The following is a 16,884-nucleotide window of genomic DNA, read 5'->3' on the forward strand; positions in this document are numbered from 1 at the left end:
ATGGAAAATAGAATAGATAAAAATTCATATACCATATTTTTTGCTATTGCAATGGTATTGATTGTTGGATCATTATTAGCATTTGCAGCATCATCTTTAAAGCCTACTATAAATGAAAATAAGCGTTTAGAAAAGCAGCAAAATATATTATATGCCATGGGTGTAAATAATAATGATGAGGGTAGCGCTGTCTTTGTTTCTACAGAAGAAGCACCCGAATTGTTTTCAAAATATATAAAGAAGCAATACGTTATACAAGATGGTAAAGCTACTGAAAATGATCAAGCTTATTTAATTGATGTTAAAAAGGAACAGGCTAGCGCAAAAGCTGGTAATGTTAGAAAGCTTCCTTTGTTTATAGGAGAAAAAGACGGACAAACATTTTATATCGCACCAATAAGAGGAAAAGGACTTTGGGATGCTATTTGGGCTTATGTTGCCTTGGATAAAAACATGGTAGTACAAGGTGCTTATTTTGATCATCAAGGAGAAACACCTGGTTTAGGAGCAAATATTAAGCAACGTTTCTTTATGGATGATTTTATTGGTGAGCATTTATTAGATGCCTCTGGTAACTTTAAAGGTATAGATGTTGCTAAAGGAAATGCAGATCCTAAGAATGAAAATAAAACAGATAATGAAGTTGATGCTATTGCAGGAGCTACTATTACAGGTAATGGTGTTACAGCAATGATTAAAAGCGATTTAAAACTTTATAAATCTTATTTCGATAATTTAAAAAATAATTAATTTATGGGACTTTTATCAAAAAAAGACGCCAAGTTAATCACTGACCCATTAGCCGATAATAACCCAATTACTATTCAGGTATTAGGTATATGTTCTGCTTTAGCAATTACAGCAGAATTAAAAGCTTCTATAGTAATGGCTATTTCAGTAATGGCAGTATTAGCTATTGGAAATGTAGTTATTTCTTTAATGCGAAATATTATTCCTTCTAAAATTAGAATCATCGTTCAGTTAGTCGTTGTGGCTGCCTTGGTAATTATTGTAGATCAGGTTTTAAAAGCTTTTGCTTACGAGTTAAGTAAAACGTTATCTGTATTTGTTGGGCTTATTATTACCAACTGTATTATTATGGGACGTTTTGAGGCCTTTGCATTAGCAAACAAACCTTGGAGGTCTTTTCTTGACGGCTTAGGAAATGCAGCTGGTTATGGTTTAATTTTAATCATTGTTGGTTTCTTTAGAGAATTGTTAGGTTCTGGTACGTTGCTAGGATATCCAGTTTTGGGAAATCCAATTCCAGGAGAGCTAACAGGTTTGTATAAATATGGTTACGAAAACAACGGGTTCATGTTATTATCACCAATGGCATTGATTGTAGTGGGTATTATTATCTGGGTTCAACGTAGTAAAAATAAAGCATTAGTAGAAGATAATTAAATAGTATGCAGTAAAACAGTATTCGGTAAGTAGCCTATGCTAAAACTGCAAACTTAAGACTTATAAAAAATGGAACATTTAGAATTATTTTTAAAATCAATATTTATAGATAACATGGTGTTTGCAACATTCTTAGGGATGTGTTCATACCTTGCTGTATCTAAAAAAGTAAATACAGCAGTTGGTCTTGGAGCAGCAGTTATATTTGTATTGGCAATTACAGTGCCTTTAAACTGGTTGTTAGATCAATATCTTTTACAGCCAGGAGCATTGTCTTGGTTAGGAGAAGAATATGCAGATTACGATTTAAGTTTCTTATCATTTATCATGTTTATTGCTACCATTGCAACCATGGTACAATTAGTAGAAATTGTAGTTGAGAAATTTTCACCTTCATTATATAATTCACTTGGTATTTTCTTGCCGCTTATCGCTGTAAACTGTGCCATATTAGGTGGGTCATTATTCATGCAATCTCGTGAAATACCTACTTTAGGATTAGCAACTGTTTACGGTATTGGTTCAGGTATTGGATGGTTTTTAGCAATTCTTGCAATTGCAGCTATTCGCGAAAAAATCAGATATTCTAATGTACCGCCTGCATTAAGAGGCTTAGGAATTACTTTCATCATTACAGGTTTAATGGCGATTGGTTTCATGAGTTTTGGAGGTATGTTAACAGGAGGTGATGAAGAAGCTCCTAAAGAAGAAAAGACTGTTAAAGTTGATTCTAAAGAAGAAAAAGAAGTGTTAGCTAACAACATAAAAGTAAATGAATAATATGATTTTAGCCGCAGGTACATTAGGAACAATAACGGTAACCGTAGTCGCGTTTTTAATTATTACGTTATTATTGGTAGTATTACTATTATTTGTAAAGCAAAAATTATCACCATCAGGTCCAGTAAAAATTACGATTAATGGTGAACGTGAATTAGAAGTTGCTTCTGGAGGTAGTTTATTATCGACTTTAGGTGCTCAAAAAATATTTTTACCATCAGCTTGTGGTGGTGGTGGAACATGTATTCAATGTGAATGTCATGTTTTAGAAGGTGGAGGAGAAGCTTTACCAACTGAGACACCTCACTTTTCAAGAAAAGAATTACAATATGGTGCACGTTTAGCTTGTCAGGTAAAAGTAAAACAAGACATGAATATTACTATTCCGGAAGAAGTTTTCGGAATTAAAAAATGGGAAGCAACAGTTGTTAGAAATTATAACGTAGCTTCTTTTATTAAGGAGTTTGTTGTAGAAATCCCTGAAGATATGGGTTATAAAGCTGGAGGGTATATTCAAATTGAAATTCCTCCATGTGAAGTGAAGTATTCAGATATGGATATCACGGCGCATCCAGAAGAGCACGAAACACCAGATAAGTTTCAAGCTGAATGGGATAAGTTTAAATTATGGCCTTTAGTCATGAAAAATACTGAAACAATTGAACGTGCATATTCTATGGCTTCTTTTCCTGCTGAGGGACGAGAAATTATGTTAAACGTACGTGTGGCTTGTCCTCCTTTTGATAGAGCCAAAGGTGGCTGGATGGATGTTAATCCAGGGATTGCATCATCTTATATCTTTAACCAAAAACCAGGAGATAAAGTAGTTATTTCTGGTCCTTATGGTGAGTTCTTCATTAACGAATCAGATAGCGAAATGCTTTATGTAGGTGGTGGAGCAGGTATGGCACCAATGCGTTCTCATTTATATCATTTATTCAAAACTCTAAAAACAGGTCGTAAAGTTACATACTGGTATGGTGGACGTTCTAAGCGTGAGTTATTCTATTTAGATCATTTCTACCAATTAGAAAATGAGTTTCCTAACTTCAAGTTTTACTTAGCTTTATCTGAGCCATTACCTGAAGATAACTGGAAAGTAAAAGAAAATATTGATGCACCAGGAGATGGTTTCGTAGGCTTCATTCATAACTGTGTAATTGATAATTATTTAAGTTTACATGAATCGCCAGAAGACATTGAATTGTATTTCTGTGGACCACCATTAATGAACAAAGCAGTTCAAAAAATGGGAGAAGATTTTGGTATCCCAGATGAGCATATTAGATTTGATGACTTTGGAGGATAATAACTTCAAATAAAGTATAAAAAAAGCCAACAATATTGTTGGCTTTTTTATGCTTAAATATTACTGAATTTGAGGTGGAATAGGAGCAGGAACTAGATTCTCTACAGGCTTAAAAGTTTTTAGATAAGCAAAAATAGCTTTTAAGTCATCATCAGTAAAATTTGCATAATGTTGCCAAGGCATTGGAGGTAATAAAGGTCTGCTTCCTTCAAGACCTTTATATAAACCTTTTTTTATAGCCGTTAAGAACTGTGCTTCGCTCCATGTGCCTAAGCCTGTATCGTCGGGTGTTAAATTTGCGGCAAAGGATGTGCCCCATGGGCCTGTTGTAGCCGTAAAACCCATTGAAAATAGTATATACGATTGTGCTGTTTTTTCATCGTAAGGTGGTAGTTTTTCATCAGCGGGATGACCAGATAATAATCTATCGGGATCTAATTCCATGCCTTTGTCAGTAAATTTTTTAGGTGAATGACAATCATGACATCCATTAGTGTTTACCAAATATGCACCTCGTTCTGCAGGATCGACTACAATCGTTTCAACAGGTTCATATTGTTCAAGAGATTTTTTTTTCCTTCTCTTTAGAGTTACATGCGCTTAATATTACGCAGATAATAGTTCCAGAAATTAAAATGTTTGTTTTCATATGCTTGATTGGTTTTAAATGACACTTTTGCATAGAAATGAGACGTAATAAATGTAATGAATTTTTAATTATCCTTTAAAAGGATAATCAAAATGTTATCACGTCATCTAATTGAAAACGAGGTTTTTCATTTATAAATTCAAAAAGTTTTGTATAGTCCATAACATTAGAAACGCCATCTAATTCACATAAAAAGGTAACAACTTTTGTAAGCCCATTAAATAAAACATCTTTGTTTGTTGGGTGTTTGGGTTTACTATTTTTGTAGTGTAGTGGAAGTTGGTAACCACAAGCTTTTAAAAATGTAGCTTCTATTTTTAATAATTCAGAAGGGGAATAGCCGTTAAATTTTCTACCAAAAGATTCGTTTACTTTACCAATATAATTTAATTCTAAAGCCCCATGATAGTCTGATAAATGTTTCCAACTATCGGTGTTATTTAAGATATTGCCTACCGCACATTGTTTACAACATTCTGGATGCAATGTATTATTATGAAAGGCAACATATAGTTTTTTTATGGCTTGTTCTAAACGAGTTGACGTTTTCATGATTTTTTATTTCTAATTTATTAAAAAAAATAATCATAATCAATTCTTGCATAGAATATTACTGGCAGAATAAATTGGAATAGCCCAATAAGTAAGCCTACAGAACTTATCAACATGCTCGTAAATGCAGTAAGAATAAAGGTATTTGCTTTTTTAGAAATTTTCCGAAAGATAAAAATTGAATATTGATAAATACTATAGATATCAAACCAAGACCAATTATTTTAGAATTAGAATAATGTATTATCATTTATAATAGGTCTAATAAATGATGAGTTTATTGATAGAAATTATTTATTAATGATTTTAAAGTTAAACAAAATTTTAATGAAATAGATATAAGTAGTAATTTTGCAATATGAGTAAACCGCTTACAGAACAAGAACTTCACAACCTAGCAATGAATCATGTTGGAAAAGATTTAGAACAACGTGGTTTTGAATTTATAGCTGTTAATAGCAAGCTTAAAAAACATCCTCAATTTGTTTGTATGGATAAAAACAAGCAGTATTATTTTGTTATTGTAAGAGCAGTGATATTACCAGATAATCCAAATAATTTTGATGTTATTTGGATGGAATCTTTTAAAAAGCATGCCAGAGAAAATGATGCTAAAGTATTATATGCTGGAGTTGGTTTAGGTAATACCAGTAAGAAAAAATCGCCTATTTATTTGAATGAAGAATATTTGTTAGAGTATAACGGTATTCAAGTTTTAGAAACGAATCTTAATTAAATGAATAGACTCATATTAATTCTTTTCTGTCTTGTTTGTATTGGCTGTAAAGAAGAATCAAAAAAAGTAGACAATCAAAACTTAAAGAACACTTTAATAGAAGGAGAAGTTTTTGGAACATTCTATCAGGTGACTTACGATTCTAAGATTGATTACAATAAGCAATTTGATAGCTTATTTTATGTGATAAATAAATCGATGTCAACTTATCAAGTGAATTCAGATATTTCAAAAATTAATAGAAATGAGATAGTTGAAGTTGATGCCCATTTTAAAAAGGTATTTCAGACTTCTAAAAAAATATTTCATGAAACAAATGGTGCTTTCGATCCTACAATAGGTGCCTTAGTAAATGCATGGGATTTTGGACCAGAAGGCAAAATAAAAAACTTGGATAGTTTGAAGATTAAAGAATTGATGCACTCTGTTGGTTTTGATAAAGTGTCTGTTATAGATAATAAAATAGTTAAACCACAAAATGCATTTATAGATTTTAATGCAATTGCAAAAGGATATGCAGTTGATGTTATTGCTAGGTTTTTAGATAAAAAAAATGTAGCTAATTATATAGTAAATATCGGAGGGGAACTGAATTGTAAAGGTATTAATGTAGATAAAAAATCTGGTTGGACTGTTGGTGTAGAAAATCCAAATTTTGATGGGACACAAAGTTGGGATAAAGTGTTTATTCTAAATAATGAAGCGATGGCTACCTCTGGGGTTTACCGAAAGTTTAAAGTTGATGAAAATGGTAATCGTTACGCACATATTATTGATGCTAAAACAGGCTACCCTAGTAAAACTAATTTATTGAGTATATCTGTAATTGCAAATAATTGTATGACAGCTGATGCCTATGCAACGGCATTTAAATCTATGGGTATTGAAAAAATAAAAGCATTTTTAAAAACACATCCAGAGCTTAAAGTCTATTTGATTTTTGAAAATGATAAAAAGGAATTTGAAACTTTAGCTTTAAATAACTTTCCTGAGTAAGTCATAGACAGGTTTTTTAATTGTGACTTCTCGTCGTTATTTATAAAGCATTAATTAATAATTGTAACCAGCCAATAACCAAAAGCAAACCACCTATTGGAGTAATAGGTCCTAAGAATCGAAGCTTTTTTCCTTTAGCATCACTTATAACTAATCCATAAATACTAAAAGAGAATAATAAAATACCTAGCGTAAAACACCAGTATGTTGCAGAAGATATATGAGAGCTATTAAAGCCTAAAGCTAGTAATGCAATAGCATGATACATTTGGTATTTCACACCAACTTCAAAACTATGTAATTGATCTGAAGATAAAATTTTCTTTAAAGCATGTGCCCCAAAAGCACCAAGTATTACAGATAACATACCAAAAATAGCACCTGTAGCAATTATAATTTGTTGTGTCATTAAAGAGAGAGTTAGTAACCTATTTCTGTGTGTAATTTATAATATCACCAACCGAAAGCGCCCAAGCATCAATCAAACCGGCATTAATTTCTAAAACATATTTTGCAGGCGTATTCGAAGGAAGTGAGCTTTCATCAAAAGGTTTTGCGTTTTTTTGAAAGCTTACTATTTTATAAGCATCATCAATATATATTAAATCTAAAGGAATATGTGTATTCTTCATGTAGAAAAAACGCTCTTTAAAATCATTAAAAATAAATAACATGCCTTGATTTTTTTTCATAGAATCTCTGTACATCAAACCTGTTTGAATATCAAAGTCGGTGTCTGCAATTTCTATATCTAAATTTACTTTTGTGGAATCTGATTTTATAATGGTGAGTTCGCCTTCTTTCTTAAACGTAATTACAGTTTGTTTTACAACTTTTTTATCGTCTTTACAGGATGTAAACAGGATAAAAAGAGTACTAATAATTAATAACGCATTTCGTTTTAATAACATTTTATTTGACTGCAGATTTAGGTTTGAAAACAAACATAAAGTAAAGACCTAATAGCACAAATGGAATACTTAACCATTGCCCAGTATTTAGTAGCCAATCTGCTCGTTCTTGATTTTGTGGTTCTTTAACAAATTCAACAAAGAAACGAATGGTCCAAAGTAGTACTAAGAATAGTCCAAAAAGAAACCCAGTTTGGTCTTTCTTACTGGTTTTAGTATAGAAATACCATAAAATTAAAAACACAAAAATATAGCAAAACGATTCGTATAATTGAGCGGGGTGACGGTATGGAACTTTTTCTAATAATTCTGCGAATTGCGGATCGTTAGTTACAGCAGCATAGGCCTTTTTCGCATCCTTGATTCCTGTAAGTTGGGTAATTTGACTTTTATAATACTCATCTTGAATAAAACGAACACCAAAACTAGAATTGGTTACTTTACCAATAATTTCAGAATTAATAAAATTTCCAATTCTAATAAAAACAGCTCCCGAAGCTACAGAAATTACAATTCTATCTAAAATCCATAAAAGCGATTTGTATTTATATTTTCTTCGGTATAAATACATACCGATAATAATACCTATAGCAGCTCCATGACTAGCGAGTCCTTGGAATCCTGTAAATTCAAATCCACCTTTAAATTTAAAAGGTAAAAAGATGCTAAAGAAATCTTCACTAATTAATTCTGATTGGTAAAATAGCACATGCCCTAAACGAGCTCCTAGCATGGTTGCTAAAACGGTATATATAAAAAGTGGATCTAAGTAATCTAAAGACACTTTTTCCTTTGTAAAAATACGTTTCATAATATACCACCCAACAATAAATGCAGTAACCCACATAAGGCTATAAAAGTGGAGTTTGAAATTTCCAATAATGTCAATGCCTGTTATAGGGTTCCAATCAAATTTTAATAGTTGCATAGTTTTTGTTTTTCAACGTAAATATAAAAGTTTGAAAACATCTTTAGTGTTAAAATTTAATTAATAAGTTCTATAATTTCAACTTCAAAAATAATATTAGTTTTTCCTGGGATACCTCTATTTCCAGCTTCACCATAAGCTAAATGGTAAGGTATAAAAAGGGTGGCTTTATCGCCAACACTTAATTGTTGTAAGCCTTCTTTAAAACCAGCAATCATACCTGCGTCAGGGCTAATATCTGCAGTTATAGGTTTATAAGCATCAGCAGCTTTTTTTCTTTCATTTACCGCATTAAGAGCTTCGGCAGTTTCTAGGATGCTTGTGTCAAGTAATTTTCCGTCTTCAAAGTAAACCGTATAGTGGGTTAAAACTTTGGCGTTTTGTGGTAATTTTTCACCTGTACCTTTTTCTGTAATGACATACTGTAATCCAGAAGCTAATGTAATAGCGTCTTCTCTTTGGCTATTAAATTTTTCTTTTGTTGCATTTAAAATAGCTTCAGCTTTTGCTAAGGCTTCTTTTTCTTTTTGTTCAGCTTCAGCAAAATGATTGATAAAGATATCTGGAGCATCAAATTTTTTAGCCTCTTTTCCTTTTCTAATAATATTTAATTCTTTTATAACAACATCTACTAGAGGTTTGTCATTAGCTCCTGTTTTAATGTTAGAGATGCTGTCTTCCACATCTAAACCTATTACAAGTTCGCCAAAAACAGTATGTCTGTTGTCTAAATGTGTGGTAGGTTTATCTGTTATAAAAAATTGACTTCCATTTGTTTTTGGACCAGAATTAGCCATAGATAAAATACCAGCTTTATCATGTGTTAAATCAGGATTAAATTCATCCATAAATTTGTAACCTGGACTTCCTGCTCCAGTTCCTGTTGGATCACCACCTTGAATCATAAAGTCATTAATTACACGGTGAAAAATAGTGCCATTATAGAATTTTTTCCCTTTATACTTATCGTCAACCATAGTGTTTTCTCCTTCAGCTAACGATACAAAATTGGCTACAGTAATAGGAGTTTTGTCGTAATCTAGTTTTGCAACCATAACTCCTTTTGTTGTAATAAATTCGGCATAAATACCATCTTCAAGATCTGGATATTGCGCTTTACATGCCGTTAAATTTATGAATATTAACAACAATAAGATTTTAATAGTACTTTTTAATAGTTGCATTTTAGTTTATTTAGTTTTGGGTTGTTATAGAATTTACTGTGACTTCGCATATTATAGGTGTGTTGTGAGATATTTTATTTTCATCACCATAATAACCATAAGCTTTTTGTGAAGGGAATAAAAAAGTTGCTGTTTCACCTGTTTTTAAAAGTTTTAAACCTTCTCTTAACCCCGTAAAAAGCTCTTGCTTATCCATAATATAATTTTGAGTTTTTATCTCTTCTTTAGAATATATGATATCGCCATTTAAACGCTTTACATTATAATTATAGTTTATCAGATCTCCAAAATCAGGTGTTTTTAAAGAGTCATTTTCAACTTTATTATTGTAGAAATACCAAAATCCACTTTTAGAAGCTATATAGCTGTTGTTTTGCTCTGCCATAATTTTTTCAATAGCAGTCTGTTCCTGAGCGTTCAATTTTTTGTTACGCTCTATAGAAGCATTAATAAAAGAACCCGATTTAGAAGAAATAGGTTTTCTTGCTTCGGGGCTTTTACAAGCAGCAATAAGGAGGGTTAATGTTAATATTAGAAATTTATTCATTATTCAGGGCTTTTTTATAACTAGGTAATAGATTGATAAATTTTTCAATAGTATCATGTAGTGATAAATGACTTTTTCCTCCAGCAGCATTTGTATGTCCGCCCCCTTCAAAATGTGCACGAGATAATTCATTAACTGAAAAATCGCCTTTTGAGCGCAACGATATTTTTATAATACCTTCTTGCTTGTCTTCAATAAAAATAGCTGCAAGTACAATGTTTTCTAGTGATAACGCGTAATTAACAACGCCTTCGGTATCACCTTTCTTATAATTATATTTAAATAATTCTTCCTGAGATAAACTAATATAGGCGGTTTTAGATTCAGGAATAACCTTTAAGTTGTTAAGTGCGCAACCCAGTAATTGCAAGCGTTCATAAGTATTAGTATCGTATACGTTATTATGAATTTGTGTATTGTCTGCTCCTTTATCTATAAGGTGTGCTATAATTTCATGCGTTCTACTTGTAGTGGAGCGAAATCTAAATGAACCCGTATCTGTCATGATTCCAACATATAGACAGGTCGCAATATCAGCTTTTATACTATCTGTATCGCCTAGCATATCAATAAAATGATAGATCATCTCACAGGTAGAGCTCATACTTACATCACTAAATATATAAGTAGCATAATCATCTGGTGCTTGATGGTGGTCTATCATTATTTTAATAGCACTACTTTTTTCTAAAACAGATTCCATGTTTCCTGCTCTATGGTAAGCATTAAAATCTAGAGTGAAAATAATATCGGCAGCTTCTATTAAAGCATTGCACATTTTCGTTTGTGAATCATGTTTTAAAATAATATTTTCTCCAGGAATCCATTTTAAAAAGCTAGGATAGTCATTTGGAGATATTACTGCTACGTCGTGATTCTTTTTTAATAAGTAATGGTATAATCCTAAAATTGAGCCTATAGCATCGCCATCTGGGTTTTTATGAGGAACAATTACTATCTTTTTTTTTGTAGAAAGCAGTTGTTTTATACTTGTAATTTCATCTTTTGTCATAGAAGGCGAATATACAATTTTTTAAAATTTGTTTATCTTGTTTTTAATTGGAAATGCGTTACTTTTGCCCAAAATTAAATTTTAAAAAATGGCAACAAATAGAACATTTACAATGCTAAAGCCAGATGCTGTTGAAAAAGGACACATTGGCGCAATATTAGAAAAGATTTCAGCTTCAGGGTTTAGAATTGTTGCAATGAAATTAACACAGATGACTAAAGCAGATGCGCAAACATTTTATGCAATACATAACGAGCGTCCATTTTTTGCAGACTTAGTTGAATATATGACTCGCGGCCCTATAGTAGCGGCTATTTTAGAAAAAGAAAATGCAGTTGAAGATTTTAGAACTTTAATTGGGGCTACAAACCCTGCTGATGCAGCAGAAGGAACTATTCGTAAAATGTTTGCCGATTCAATTAGTGAAAACGCAGTACATGGAAGTGATAGTGATGAAAATGCAGCTATAGAAGGTGCTTTTCATTTCTCTGGAAGAGATATGTTTTAGATCTTAAGGAAATAATATAATATAAAAATCCCGCAACATCGTTGCGGGATTTTTTGTTTCAATAATGTTAGCTAATATATATTAAACTACTTTTACATTTACTGCGTTTAAACCTTTTCTACCTTCCTGTAAATCAAATTCAACTTCGTCGCCTTCGCGAATTTCGTCGATTAATCCAGAAATGTGAACAAAATGTTCTTTTTGTGAACCTTCTTCTATTATAAATCCGAATCCTTTAGAATCGTTGAAGAATTTTACTGTTCCTTTACTCATTGTTTTAAAATATTAAATTAATTACTAAATGATATGCAAACTTAATGCCAAATAATAATTATCTATTTAACAATAAGTTCTGCGTTGAAAAGATAAGAAATAAAAAAAGTCTATCAAAAATATTTGATAGACTTTTAAGTTGTAATTGTTAAAGTATATGTTTAGATTACTTTTACGTTTACGGCGTTTAATCCTTTTTTGCCTTCTTCTAAATCGAAATCTACGGCATCACCTTCACGAATTTCATCGATAAGTCCTGAAATGTGTACAAAATGTTCTTTGTTGTTGTCTTCTTCTGTGATGAATCCAAATCCTTTAGAATCGTTAAAGAATTTTACTGTTCCTTTACTCATTGTTTAATGTATTAAAATTATAATTATTGCGTGAAGATAGTGCCAAAAAAGTTAGTAATGGCTAAAAACAAAAAAAAGTCTATCAAATTGATTGATAGACTTTTAATTGTAATTGTTAAAGTATATATCTTAGATTACTTTTACGTTTACGGCGTTTAATCCTTTTCTACCTTCTTGTAGATCGAATTCAACTGCATCACCTTCACGAATTTCATCGATAAGTCCTGAAATGTGTACGAAATGTTCTTTGTTGTTGTCATCTTCTGTGATAAATCCAAATCCTTTTGAATCATTGAAGAATTTTACGGTACCTTTACTCATTGTATTTGTATTAAAATAATTAAGCCCCAAAGATAGTATAAATAATAATAGCTTTTTGTTTTTATTAAAAATATTTTTTTTCTATCTGAACCAGTAATTATCGGATTATCAGTTTTTTAATAATTTCTTTTCCTAATTCTTCGTTAAGCATGTTAATTATTTTTTGTTTCCCATAGCCTAATTCTTCTCTTAGAACACTGGAGCTTAATTGTATATATAAGGTGTCGCGTTCTAGATTTACTGATGTTGTGTAGTTGTTAACACCATTGCCCATAAGGTTAGCCCAAGCATCAGCAACATTTACTTTGTCTAAACCTTTTTCTAATTTATTTGTTTCTACAAATTCTTTTAATGCATCACTTATGCTAATATGTTCGTTGTTGCGTTTTGCCATAATGTTTTTAAATAGACTTGGTTTTAAATGTTAAATTTAAATAATTTCTTTACGTGTTTTTCTTTCTGATACCAATCATTATAAACTAATTCTATGTTTTTGGGTGAAAATGAGCCAAAATTATAATCTTTAAAACTTTCAATCGTTTTTAGAAAGTTAGATTTTTTATTTAGCTTTTTTTTGAAACGAACTACCGTGCTATGAGCTGTTTGTATAGAATAACGCTTGTCAATACTTTGCTCTAAGGTAGTGTTTTTAAAATTTTCTCTTAAATTATTTCTTATAATGTTTAAGGATTCGTTGGTCATAAATCCTTGTATCATAATACAGGAAGGCGATGCAGTAATACCTTTAAATTTAATTTTAATATTAGAATTTGTAATAATACTTTCTTTAATAATCTTTATGTATTCAGATGGATTGATGTTTTCTAATTTGAATCCTTCATAACAAGATATTATTGACATAACTGTTATGTGGATATCTGAATTTTTATAATAATATTGATTTGGGTCTATTAATTTTAATTGATTCAGAAATTTTTGTATTTCATTTTTAATTTCAATAGAAGGTCTTATTAAAAGTGTGATTCCGAATCTTTGATCTAATGAAGCGTCTATTAAATCATCAATTTGATAATTATCATGGATTATTTTTTTGATAGATTCGGTGTAAAGATTATTGTAATGTTCTTTAAGATTCATTTAAAAAAAAACCTATAATTTAAAAATCTCATAAGATTGATGCACTTGTTTTACGGCGGCTTCGGTACGTTCGGCATGAGTGTCGCTTATAAATAGTTGTCCGAAATTTTCATCATCTACTAATTTAATAATTTGTGCAACACGGTTTTCATCTAATTTGTCAAAAATATCATCTAATAGTAAAATAGGATTGACACCGCCTTGTGCCTTTATAAAATCGAACTGTGCCAATTTTAGCGCTATTAAAAACGATTTTTGCTGGCCTTGACTTCCAAACTTCTTAATAGGATGTCCAGATATATTGAAATGTAAATCGTCTTTATGTATACCAACACTAGTGTATTGCAGGGCTTTATCTTTATTGATAAATTCTAGCAAAAGCGTGTTTAAATCATCGTCAAATAAATCACTATGATATTTTAAATCAACAACTTCATTTCCATTACTAATAGCTTCATAACGAGACTTGAAGATAGGGATAAACTCCTTTAAAAAAGCATTACGCTTATCAAAAATTTGTGTTCCATAATCTGTAAGTTGTTTGTTGTATACTTCTAGTGTGTCTTTGTTGAAGGTGTGATTTAGTGCGAAATACTTAAGTAATGCATTTCGCTGTGCTAAGATTTTGTTATAATTTATTAAATGACTTAAATAGTTTTTGTCGCTTTGCGAAATAACGCTATCAATAAATTTTCTGCGAGTAGTGCTTCCTTCTATAATTAAATCACTATCGGCAGGCGAAATAATTACTAGGGGTAAAAAACCAATGTGTTCGCTAAATTTTTCATACGCTTTTCCATTGCGCTTAATTACTTTTTTTGTCCGCGTTTTATACTAATAATAACTTTTTCGGATTTATTTTCTTTTTCATAATCACCATTAATTACAAAAAAATCTTCATCGTGCTTAATATTTTGAGTTGCTACTGGATTAAAATAACTTTTCCCAAAAGATAAATGATAAATCGCATCTAAAACGTTGGTTTTTCCAATACCATTATTACCAACAATACAATTTATTTTTTCGTTGAAAGTAAAGGTTTTACTATCAAAATTTTTGTAATTAAGTAATGAAAGTGATTTCAAAATCATAGAAATGGCAACTTATTGTGTGTCTCGAACTTGTAATTCTTAAAAAGAAGTGCAAATTATTGAAAAATATCAAATAAATACCCTTTTAGTTCTGAAGAAAAATTATATTTTTGCGCCACATTAATTTAGAAAGAATAAATGGCGACTTATAATAAAAGAGGTTATAAACCTAAAAATAAAGAAGAAAAAGAACATAATATAGAAGAAGGTTCTACAACTGCAGAAGTTTTTAACACGTTAGATGAAACAGCATCTAAAACGGAAGATTTTGTAGCTAAGAATCAGAAATATATTTTTATTATAATTGGGGTTGTAGCTGTTGTAGTTTTGGGGTCTTTAGCATATAAAGAATTTATAGCAAAACCAAAACAGGTAAATGCTATGAATGATATGTTTCAAGCTCAAAAATATTTTGATCAAGCTGTAACAGGTGTGGCAAAAGATTCTTTATACAATTTAGCATTAAATGGTGGTGAGGGTAAATTTGGTATGCTTGACATTATTGAAGAATATAGCGGAACACCATCAGCTAATTTAGCTAACTATTATGCGGGTACTGCTTATTTAAGATTAAAAGATTATAAGAATGCTGTTGAGTATTTGAGTGATTTTAAAAGTGATGATGAAATTTTAGCACCTTTAGCTAAAGGAAATATTGGAGATGCTTTTGTGCAATTAAACCAAAAAGAAGATGCTTTAGGGTATTATGAAGAAGCTGCTAAAATGCGTAACAATGGGTATACAACACCAATGTATTTGTATAAAGCAGGTGTTATTGCTTTAGATTTAGGAAATGCAGATAAAGCTTTAACTTATTTCGAAAGAATAAAAGAAGAATTTCCTAATGCTAATGAAGCAGCATCTGTAGATGTGTTTATTGGAAAAGCCCAAGTTTTAGCAAATAAATAAGTACCAATTTTAATATTAAATGGCTACGATAAATAAAAATTTATCAGATTACGATAAAACAACAATCCCAGACGCGAGTAAATTTCGGTTTGGGATTGTTGTTTCAGAATGGAATGAGACTATTACAGAAGGCTTATTTCAAGGTGCATATGATGCTTTAATAGAAAATGGTGTGTTGCCAAATAATATTATACGTTGGGATGTGCCTGGTAGTTTTGAGCTTATCTACGGTAGTAAGAAAATGCAGGAGCAAATGGTTAATGCGGTTATAGCTATTGGTAGTGTTATTCAAGGTGAAACCAAACATTTCGATTTTGTTTGCGAAGGTGTATCACAAGGTATAAAAGATCTTAATGTTTTGCATGAAACTCCCGTAATTTTCTGTGTACTTACAGATAATAATATGCAACAAGCCATTGAGCGTTCTGGAGGAAAGCACGGTAATAAAGGTACCGAAGCTGCTATAGCGGCTATAAAGATGGCTGAGTTGAGAAATAATAGCTAGTCCTTTTTTTATTCTAACAGTATTTTGCTTAAGGTGTTTTGTTAACAATTTTTGGCACTTCAATTCTTAGTTTCTCCCTATTTTTAAGTATTTTTGAGGTATAAGCATTCATACATTTTGTTTAAGCAGCGTAAAAATAAATCGTTTAATTACCGACCTAGATTTTCAAAAGAAGAAGACGTTAATTCTAATTCAGAGAAATCTAATGAAAAAGATTTTGCATCCAAATGGAAGCAAGGTAGTAAGCGTAAAGTAAGAGGGACTTTGTCAGTAGGTACTTTAATCTTCGTTTTGGTATTATTATTGATTTGTATGTATTTACTAGAAAAAAAATACATGTAATAATATCAAATGAGTTTTAAAATGATTGATAGTAAATTTGAATTATATTTTCTTTAGATAAAATAGAAAATTTAAGCATAGCCACCATAGTTACGGTTTTATTTTATGTTGAAGTATAAAGGAAATAGAAACGAAATTAATCGGTTATTTTGAAATTTATTTGGTTTTAAAAAACTTAGAAATTATGGGAATCTTAAAATTGCGTAAAAATAAAAAGTTTAGTTATACACCTCGTTATTACGATGATAAAGGGCAAGGTAACCCTTATGAAATCAAACATAAGTTTGATGAATATAGAACAACAGTTGGTAGTAATAATGGGTTAAAAACTAAGATTAATAATGCTTTAAACGAATTAAAAAATAACCGAGATAAAGAAGCAAACCGACGCATACTTATTATTATTGCTGTGCTTGTTTTGGTGTTTCTTTTTATTATCGATTTCGATTTATCTATTTTCTTTTCTAAATAAT

At 30.8% G+C, this 16,884-nt stretch carries 24 protein-coding genes and 1 pseudogene; 11 read left to right on the top strand and 14 right to left on the bottom strand.

Features of this window, described 5'->3' with window-relative positions; translation table 11 throughout:
• From RHP49_10730 to nqrF, 4 genes are all read left to right on the top strand, one after another.
• Window positions 1-750 carry a Na(+)-translocating NADH-quinone reductase subunit C gene (locus RHP49_10730; GenBank protein ID WNH11381.1) on the top strand — a complete coding sequence of 250 codons (750 nt, stop codon included), beginning with the start codon at window positions 1-3 and terminating at the stop codon, window positions 748-750.
• Window positions 751-753: 3 nt separating this feature from the next.
• Window positions 754-1,407 (top strand): NADH:ubiquinone reductase (Na(+)-transporting) subunit D, encoded by a 654-nt coding sequence (locus RHP49_10735; protein WNH11382.1) that lies wholly within the window; start codon window positions 754-756, stop codon window positions 1,405-1,407.
• A gap of 69 nt (window positions 1,408-1,476) precedes the next feature.
• On the top strand, window positions 1,477-2,187 hold the full coding sequence (nqrE, locus tag RHP49_10740) for an NADH:ubiquinone reductase (Na(+)-transporting) subunit E (protein ID WNH11383.1): 711 nt from the start codon (window positions 1,477-1,479) through the stop codon (window positions 2,185-2,187).
• Window position 2,188: 1 nt separating this feature from the next.
• Window positions 2,189-3,496, top strand: a complete 1,308-nt coding sequence (gene nqrF / locus RHP49_10745; protein WNH14414.1) for an NADH:ubiquinone reductase (Na(+)-transporting) subunit F — start codon at window positions 2,189-2,191, stop codon at window positions 3,494-3,496.
• Between the two features lie 60 nt (window positions 3,497-3,556).
• On the opposite strand, the gene RHP49_10750 is transcribed toward nqrF, so the two are convergent.
• Together RHP49_10750 and RHP49_10755 are read right to left on the bottom strand one after the other, a co-directional pair.
• Window positions 3,557-4,033: a c-type cytochrome gene (locus tag RHP49_10750; protein ID WNH14415.1), complete on the bottom strand. Its 477-nt coding sequence runs from the start codon at window positions 4,031-4,033 to the stop codon at window positions 3,557-3,559.
• Window positions 4,034-4,232: 199 nt separating this feature from the next.
• Complete coding sequence (locus RHP49_10755) at window positions 4,233-4,697, bottom strand: Na(+)-translocating NADH-quinone reductase subunit F (protein ID WNH11384.1); 465 nt, start codon at window positions 4,695-4,697, stop codon at window positions 4,233-4,235.
• 358 nt (window positions 4,698-5,055) lie between these two features.
• Between RHP49_10755 and RHP49_10760 the strand changes: the two genes are divergently transcribed.
• Together RHP49_10760 and RHP49_10765 are read left to right on the top strand one after the other, a co-directional pair.
• Entirely contained in the window at window positions 5,056-5,433 is a 378-nt protein-coding gene (locus tag RHP49_10760; GenBank protein ID WNH11385.1) for a Na(+)-translocating NADH-quinone reductase subunit F, read from the top strand.
• Window positions 5,434-6,429: an FAD:protein FMN transferase gene (locus RHP49_10765; GenBank protein WNH11386.1), complete on the top strand. Its 996-nt coding sequence runs from the start codon at window positions 5,434-5,436 to the stop codon at window positions 6,427-6,429.
• Between the two features lie 40 nt (window positions 6,430-6,469).
• On the opposite strand, the gene RHP49_10770 is transcribed toward RHP49_10765, so the two are convergent.
• From RHP49_10770 to RHP49_10795, 6 genes are read right to left on the bottom strand one after another with little or no spacing between them, the layout of a single operon-like run.
• A complete protein-coding gene (locus tag RHP49_10770) occupies window positions 6,470-6,838 on the bottom strand; it encodes a DUF423 domain-containing protein (GenBank protein WNH11387.1) in 369 nt (122 codons plus the stop codon).
• A 19-nt stretch (window positions 6,839-6,857) separates the two neighbouring features.
• The gene (locus RHP49_10775; GenBank protein WNH11388.1) at window positions 6,858-7,340 is read right to left on the bottom strand and encodes a DUF192 domain-containing protein; all 483 of its coding nucleotides are present in this window, start codon (window positions 7,338-7,340) and stop codon (window positions 6,858-6,860) included.
• 1 nt (window position 7,341) lies between these two features.
• Complete coding sequence (gene lgt / locus RHP49_10780; protein ID WNH11389.1) at window positions 7,342-8,268, bottom strand: prolipoprotein diacylglyceryl transferase; 927 nt, start codon at window positions 8,266-8,268, stop codon at window positions 7,342-7,344.
• A gap of 56 nt (window positions 8,269-8,324) precedes the next feature.
• On the bottom strand, window positions 8,325-9,452 hold the full coding sequence (locus RHP49_10785) for a peptidylprolyl isomerase (GenBank protein ID WNH11390.1): 1,128 nt from the start codon (window positions 9,450-9,452) through the stop codon (window positions 8,325-8,327).
• A 10-nt stretch (window positions 9,453-9,462) separates the two neighbouring features.
• Complete coding sequence (gene gldI / locus RHP49_10790) at window positions 9,463-9,999, bottom strand: gliding motility-associated peptidyl-prolyl isomerase GldI (protein WNH11391.1); 537 nt, start codon at window positions 9,997-9,999, stop codon at window positions 9,463-9,465.
• The gene (locus RHP49_10795; GenBank protein WNH11392.1) at window positions 9,992-11,011 is read right to left on the bottom strand and encodes a bifunctional oligoribonuclease/PAP phosphatase NrnA; all 1,020 of its coding nucleotides are present in this window, start codon (window positions 11,009-11,011) and stop codon (window positions 9,992-9,994) included. The genes gldI and RHP49_10795 overlap by 8 nt, the downstream gene beginning before the upstream one ends.
• 88 nt (window positions 11,012-11,099) lie before the next feature.
• On the opposite strand from RHP49_10795, the gene RHP49_10800 reads away from it, so the two are divergent.
• Window positions 11,100-11,519: a nucleoside-diphosphate kinase gene (locus RHP49_10800; protein WNH11393.1), complete on the top strand. Its 420-nt coding sequence runs from the start codon at window positions 11,100-11,102 to the stop codon at window positions 11,517-11,519.
• An 81-nt stretch (window positions 11,520-11,600) separates the two neighbouring features.
• Here the strand turns inward: RHP49_10800 and RHP49_10805 are convergent, their stop codons facing one another.
• The 6 genes and pseudogenes from RHP49_10805 to RHP49_10830 form a co-directional block, all read right to left on the bottom strand.
• Window positions 11,601-11,792 (bottom strand): cold shock domain-containing protein, encoded by a 192-nt coding sequence (locus tag RHP49_10805; GenBank protein ID WNH11394.1) that lies wholly within the window; start codon window positions 11,790-11,792, stop codon window positions 11,601-11,603.
• A 161-nt stretch (window positions 11,793-11,953) separates the two neighbouring features.
• The gene (locus RHP49_10810; GenBank protein WNH11395.1) at window positions 11,954-12,145 is read right to left on the bottom strand and encodes a cold shock domain-containing protein; all 192 of its coding nucleotides are present in this window, start codon (window positions 12,143-12,145) and stop codon (window positions 11,954-11,956) included.
• A 129-nt stretch (window positions 12,146-12,274) separates the two neighbouring features.
• On the bottom strand, window positions 12,275-12,466 hold the full coding sequence (locus RHP49_10815; protein ID WNH11396.1) for a cold-shock protein: 192 nt from the start codon (window positions 12,464-12,466) through the stop codon (window positions 12,275-12,277).
• Between the two features lie 97 nt (window positions 12,467-12,563).
• Window positions 12,564-12,860 carry a DUF721 domain-containing protein gene (locus RHP49_10820; GenBank protein WNH11397.1) on the bottom strand — a complete coding sequence of 99 codons (297 nt, stop codon included), beginning with the start codon at window positions 12,858-12,860 and terminating at the stop codon, window positions 12,564-12,566.
• A 23-nt stretch (window positions 12,861-12,883) separates the two neighbouring features.
• Entirely contained in the window at window positions 12,884-13,564 is a 681-nt protein-coding gene (locus RHP49_10825) for a mutarotase (GenBank protein WNH11398.1), read from the bottom strand.
• Between the two features lie 12 nt (window positions 13,565-13,576).
• Window positions 13,577-14,655: pseudogene (locus RHP49_10830) on the bottom strand (DNA replication/repair protein RecF).
• A 138-nt stretch (window positions 14,656-14,793) separates the two neighbouring features.
• On the opposite strand from RHP49_10830, the gene RHP49_10835 reads away from it, so the two are divergent.
• The 4 genes from RHP49_10835 to RHP49_10850 all read left to right on the top strand — a co-directional run bounded on the left by RHP49_10835 (window position 14,794) and on the right by RHP49_10850 (window position 16,883).
• Entirely contained in the window at window positions 14,794-15,564 is a 771-nt protein-coding gene (locus tag RHP49_10835; GenBank protein WNH11399.1) for a tetratricopeptide repeat protein, read from the top strand.
• A gap of 19 nt (window positions 15,565-15,583) precedes the next feature.
• A complete protein-coding gene (ribH, locus tag RHP49_10840) occupies window positions 15,584-16,069 on the top strand; it encodes a 6,7-dimethyl-8-ribityllumazine synthase (GenBank protein WNH11400.1) in 486 nt (161 codons plus the stop codon).
• Between the two features lie 117 nt (window positions 16,070-16,186).
• Window positions 16,187-16,411 (top strand): hypothetical protein, encoded by a 225-nt coding sequence (locus RHP49_10845; protein ID WNH11401.1) that lies wholly within the window; start codon window positions 16,187-16,189, stop codon window positions 16,409-16,411.
• A gap of 184 nt (window positions 16,412-16,595) precedes the next feature.
• The gene (locus RHP49_10850) at window positions 16,596-16,883 is read left to right on the top strand and encodes a riboflavin synthase subunit beta (protein WNH11402.1); all 288 of its coding nucleotides are present in this window, start codon (window positions 16,596-16,598) and stop codon (window positions 16,881-16,883) included.
• The last annotated feature ends 1 nt before the right edge of the window (window position 16,884 follow it).

This window comes from Flavobacteriaceae bacterium HL-DH10 (assembly GCA_031826515.1).
GTDB lineage: Bacteria > Bacteroidota > Bacteroidia > Flavobacteriales > Flavobacteriaceae > Thalassobellus > Thalassobellus suaedae.

Excerpts from the sequence above, each read along its gene's own strand:
- RHP49_10730 (WNH11381.1), top strand. The coding sequence starts at position 1 with ATGGAAAATAGAATAGATAAAAATTCATATACCATATTTTTTGCTATT.
- RHP49_10735 (WNH11382.1), top strand. The coding sequence starts at position 754 with ATGGGACTTTTATCAAAAAAAGACGCCAAGTTAATCACTGACCCATTA.
- nqrE (WNH11383.1), top strand. The coding sequence starts at position 1,477 with ATGGAACATTTAGAATTATTTTTAAAATCAATATTTATAGATAACATG.
- nqrF (WNH14414.1), top strand. The coding sequence starts at position 2,189 with ATGATTTTAGCCGCAGGTACATTAGGAACAATAACGGTAACCGTAGTC.
- RHP49_10755 (WNH11384.1), bottom strand. The coding sequence starts at position 4,697 with ATGAAAACGTCAACTCGTTTAGAACAAGCCATAAAAAAACTATATGTT.
- RHP49_10760 (WNH11385.1), top strand. The coding sequence starts at position 5,056 with ATGAGTAAACCGCTTACAGAACAAGAACTTCACAACCTAGCAATGAAT.
- RHP49_10765 (WNH11386.1), top strand. The coding sequence starts at position 5,434 with ATGAATAGACTCATATTAATTCTTTTCTGTCTTGTTTGTATTGGCTGT.
- RHP49_10770 (WNH11387.1), bottom strand. The coding sequence starts at position 6,838 with ATGACACAACAAATTATAATTGCTACAGGTGCTATTTTTGGTATGTTA.
- RHP49_10775 (WNH11388.1), bottom strand. The coding sequence starts at position 7,340 with ATGTTATTAAAACGAAATGCGTTATTAATTATTAGTACTCTTTTTATC.
- lgt (WNH11389.1), bottom strand. The coding sequence starts at position 8,268 with ATGCAACTATTAAAATTTGATTGGAACCCTATAACAGGCATTGACATT.
- RHP49_10785 (WNH11390.1), bottom strand. The coding sequence starts at position 9,452 with ATGCAACTATTAAAAAGTACTATTAAAATCTTATTGTTGTTAATATTC.
- gldI (WNH11391.1), bottom strand. The coding sequence starts at position 9,999 with ATGAATAAATTTCTAATATTAACATTAACCCTCCTTATTGCTGCTTGT.
- RHP49_10795 (WNH11392.1), bottom strand. The coding sequence starts at position 11,011 with ATGACAAAAGATGAAATTACAAGTATAAAACAACTGCTTTCTACAAAA.
- RHP49_10800 (WNH11393.1), top strand. The coding sequence starts at position 11,100 with ATGGCAACAAATAGAACATTTACAATGCTAAAGCCAGATGCTGTTGAA.
- RHP49_10805 (WNH11394.1), bottom strand. The coding sequence starts at position 11,792 with ATGAGTAAAGGAACAGTAAAATTCTTCAACGATTCTAAAGGATTCGGA.
- RHP49_10810 (WNH11395.1), bottom strand. The coding sequence starts at position 12,145 with ATGAGTAAAGGAACAGTAAAATTCTTTAACGATTCTAAAGGATTTGGA.
- RHP49_10815 (WNH11396.1), bottom strand. The coding sequence starts at position 12,466 with ATGAGTAAAGGTACCGTAAAATTCTTCAATGATTCAAAAGGATTTGGA.
- RHP49_10820 (WNH11397.1), bottom strand. The coding sequence starts at position 12,860 with ATGGCAAAACGCAACAACGAACATATTAGCATAAGTGATGCATTAAAA.
- RHP49_10825 (WNH11398.1), bottom strand. The coding sequence starts at position 13,564 with ATGAATCTTAAAGAACATTACAATAATCTTTACACCGAATCTATCAAA.
- RHP49_10835 (WNH11399.1), top strand. The coding sequence starts at position 14,794 with ATGGCGACTTATAATAAAAGAGGTTATAAACCTAAAAATAAAGAAGAA.
- ribH (WNH11400.1), top strand. The coding sequence starts at position 15,584 with ATGGCTACGATAAATAAAAATTTATCAGATTACGATAAAACAACAATC.
- RHP49_10850 (WNH11402.1), top strand. The coding sequence starts at position 16,596 with ATGGGAATCTTAAAATTGCGTAAAAATAAAAAGTTTAGTTATACACCT.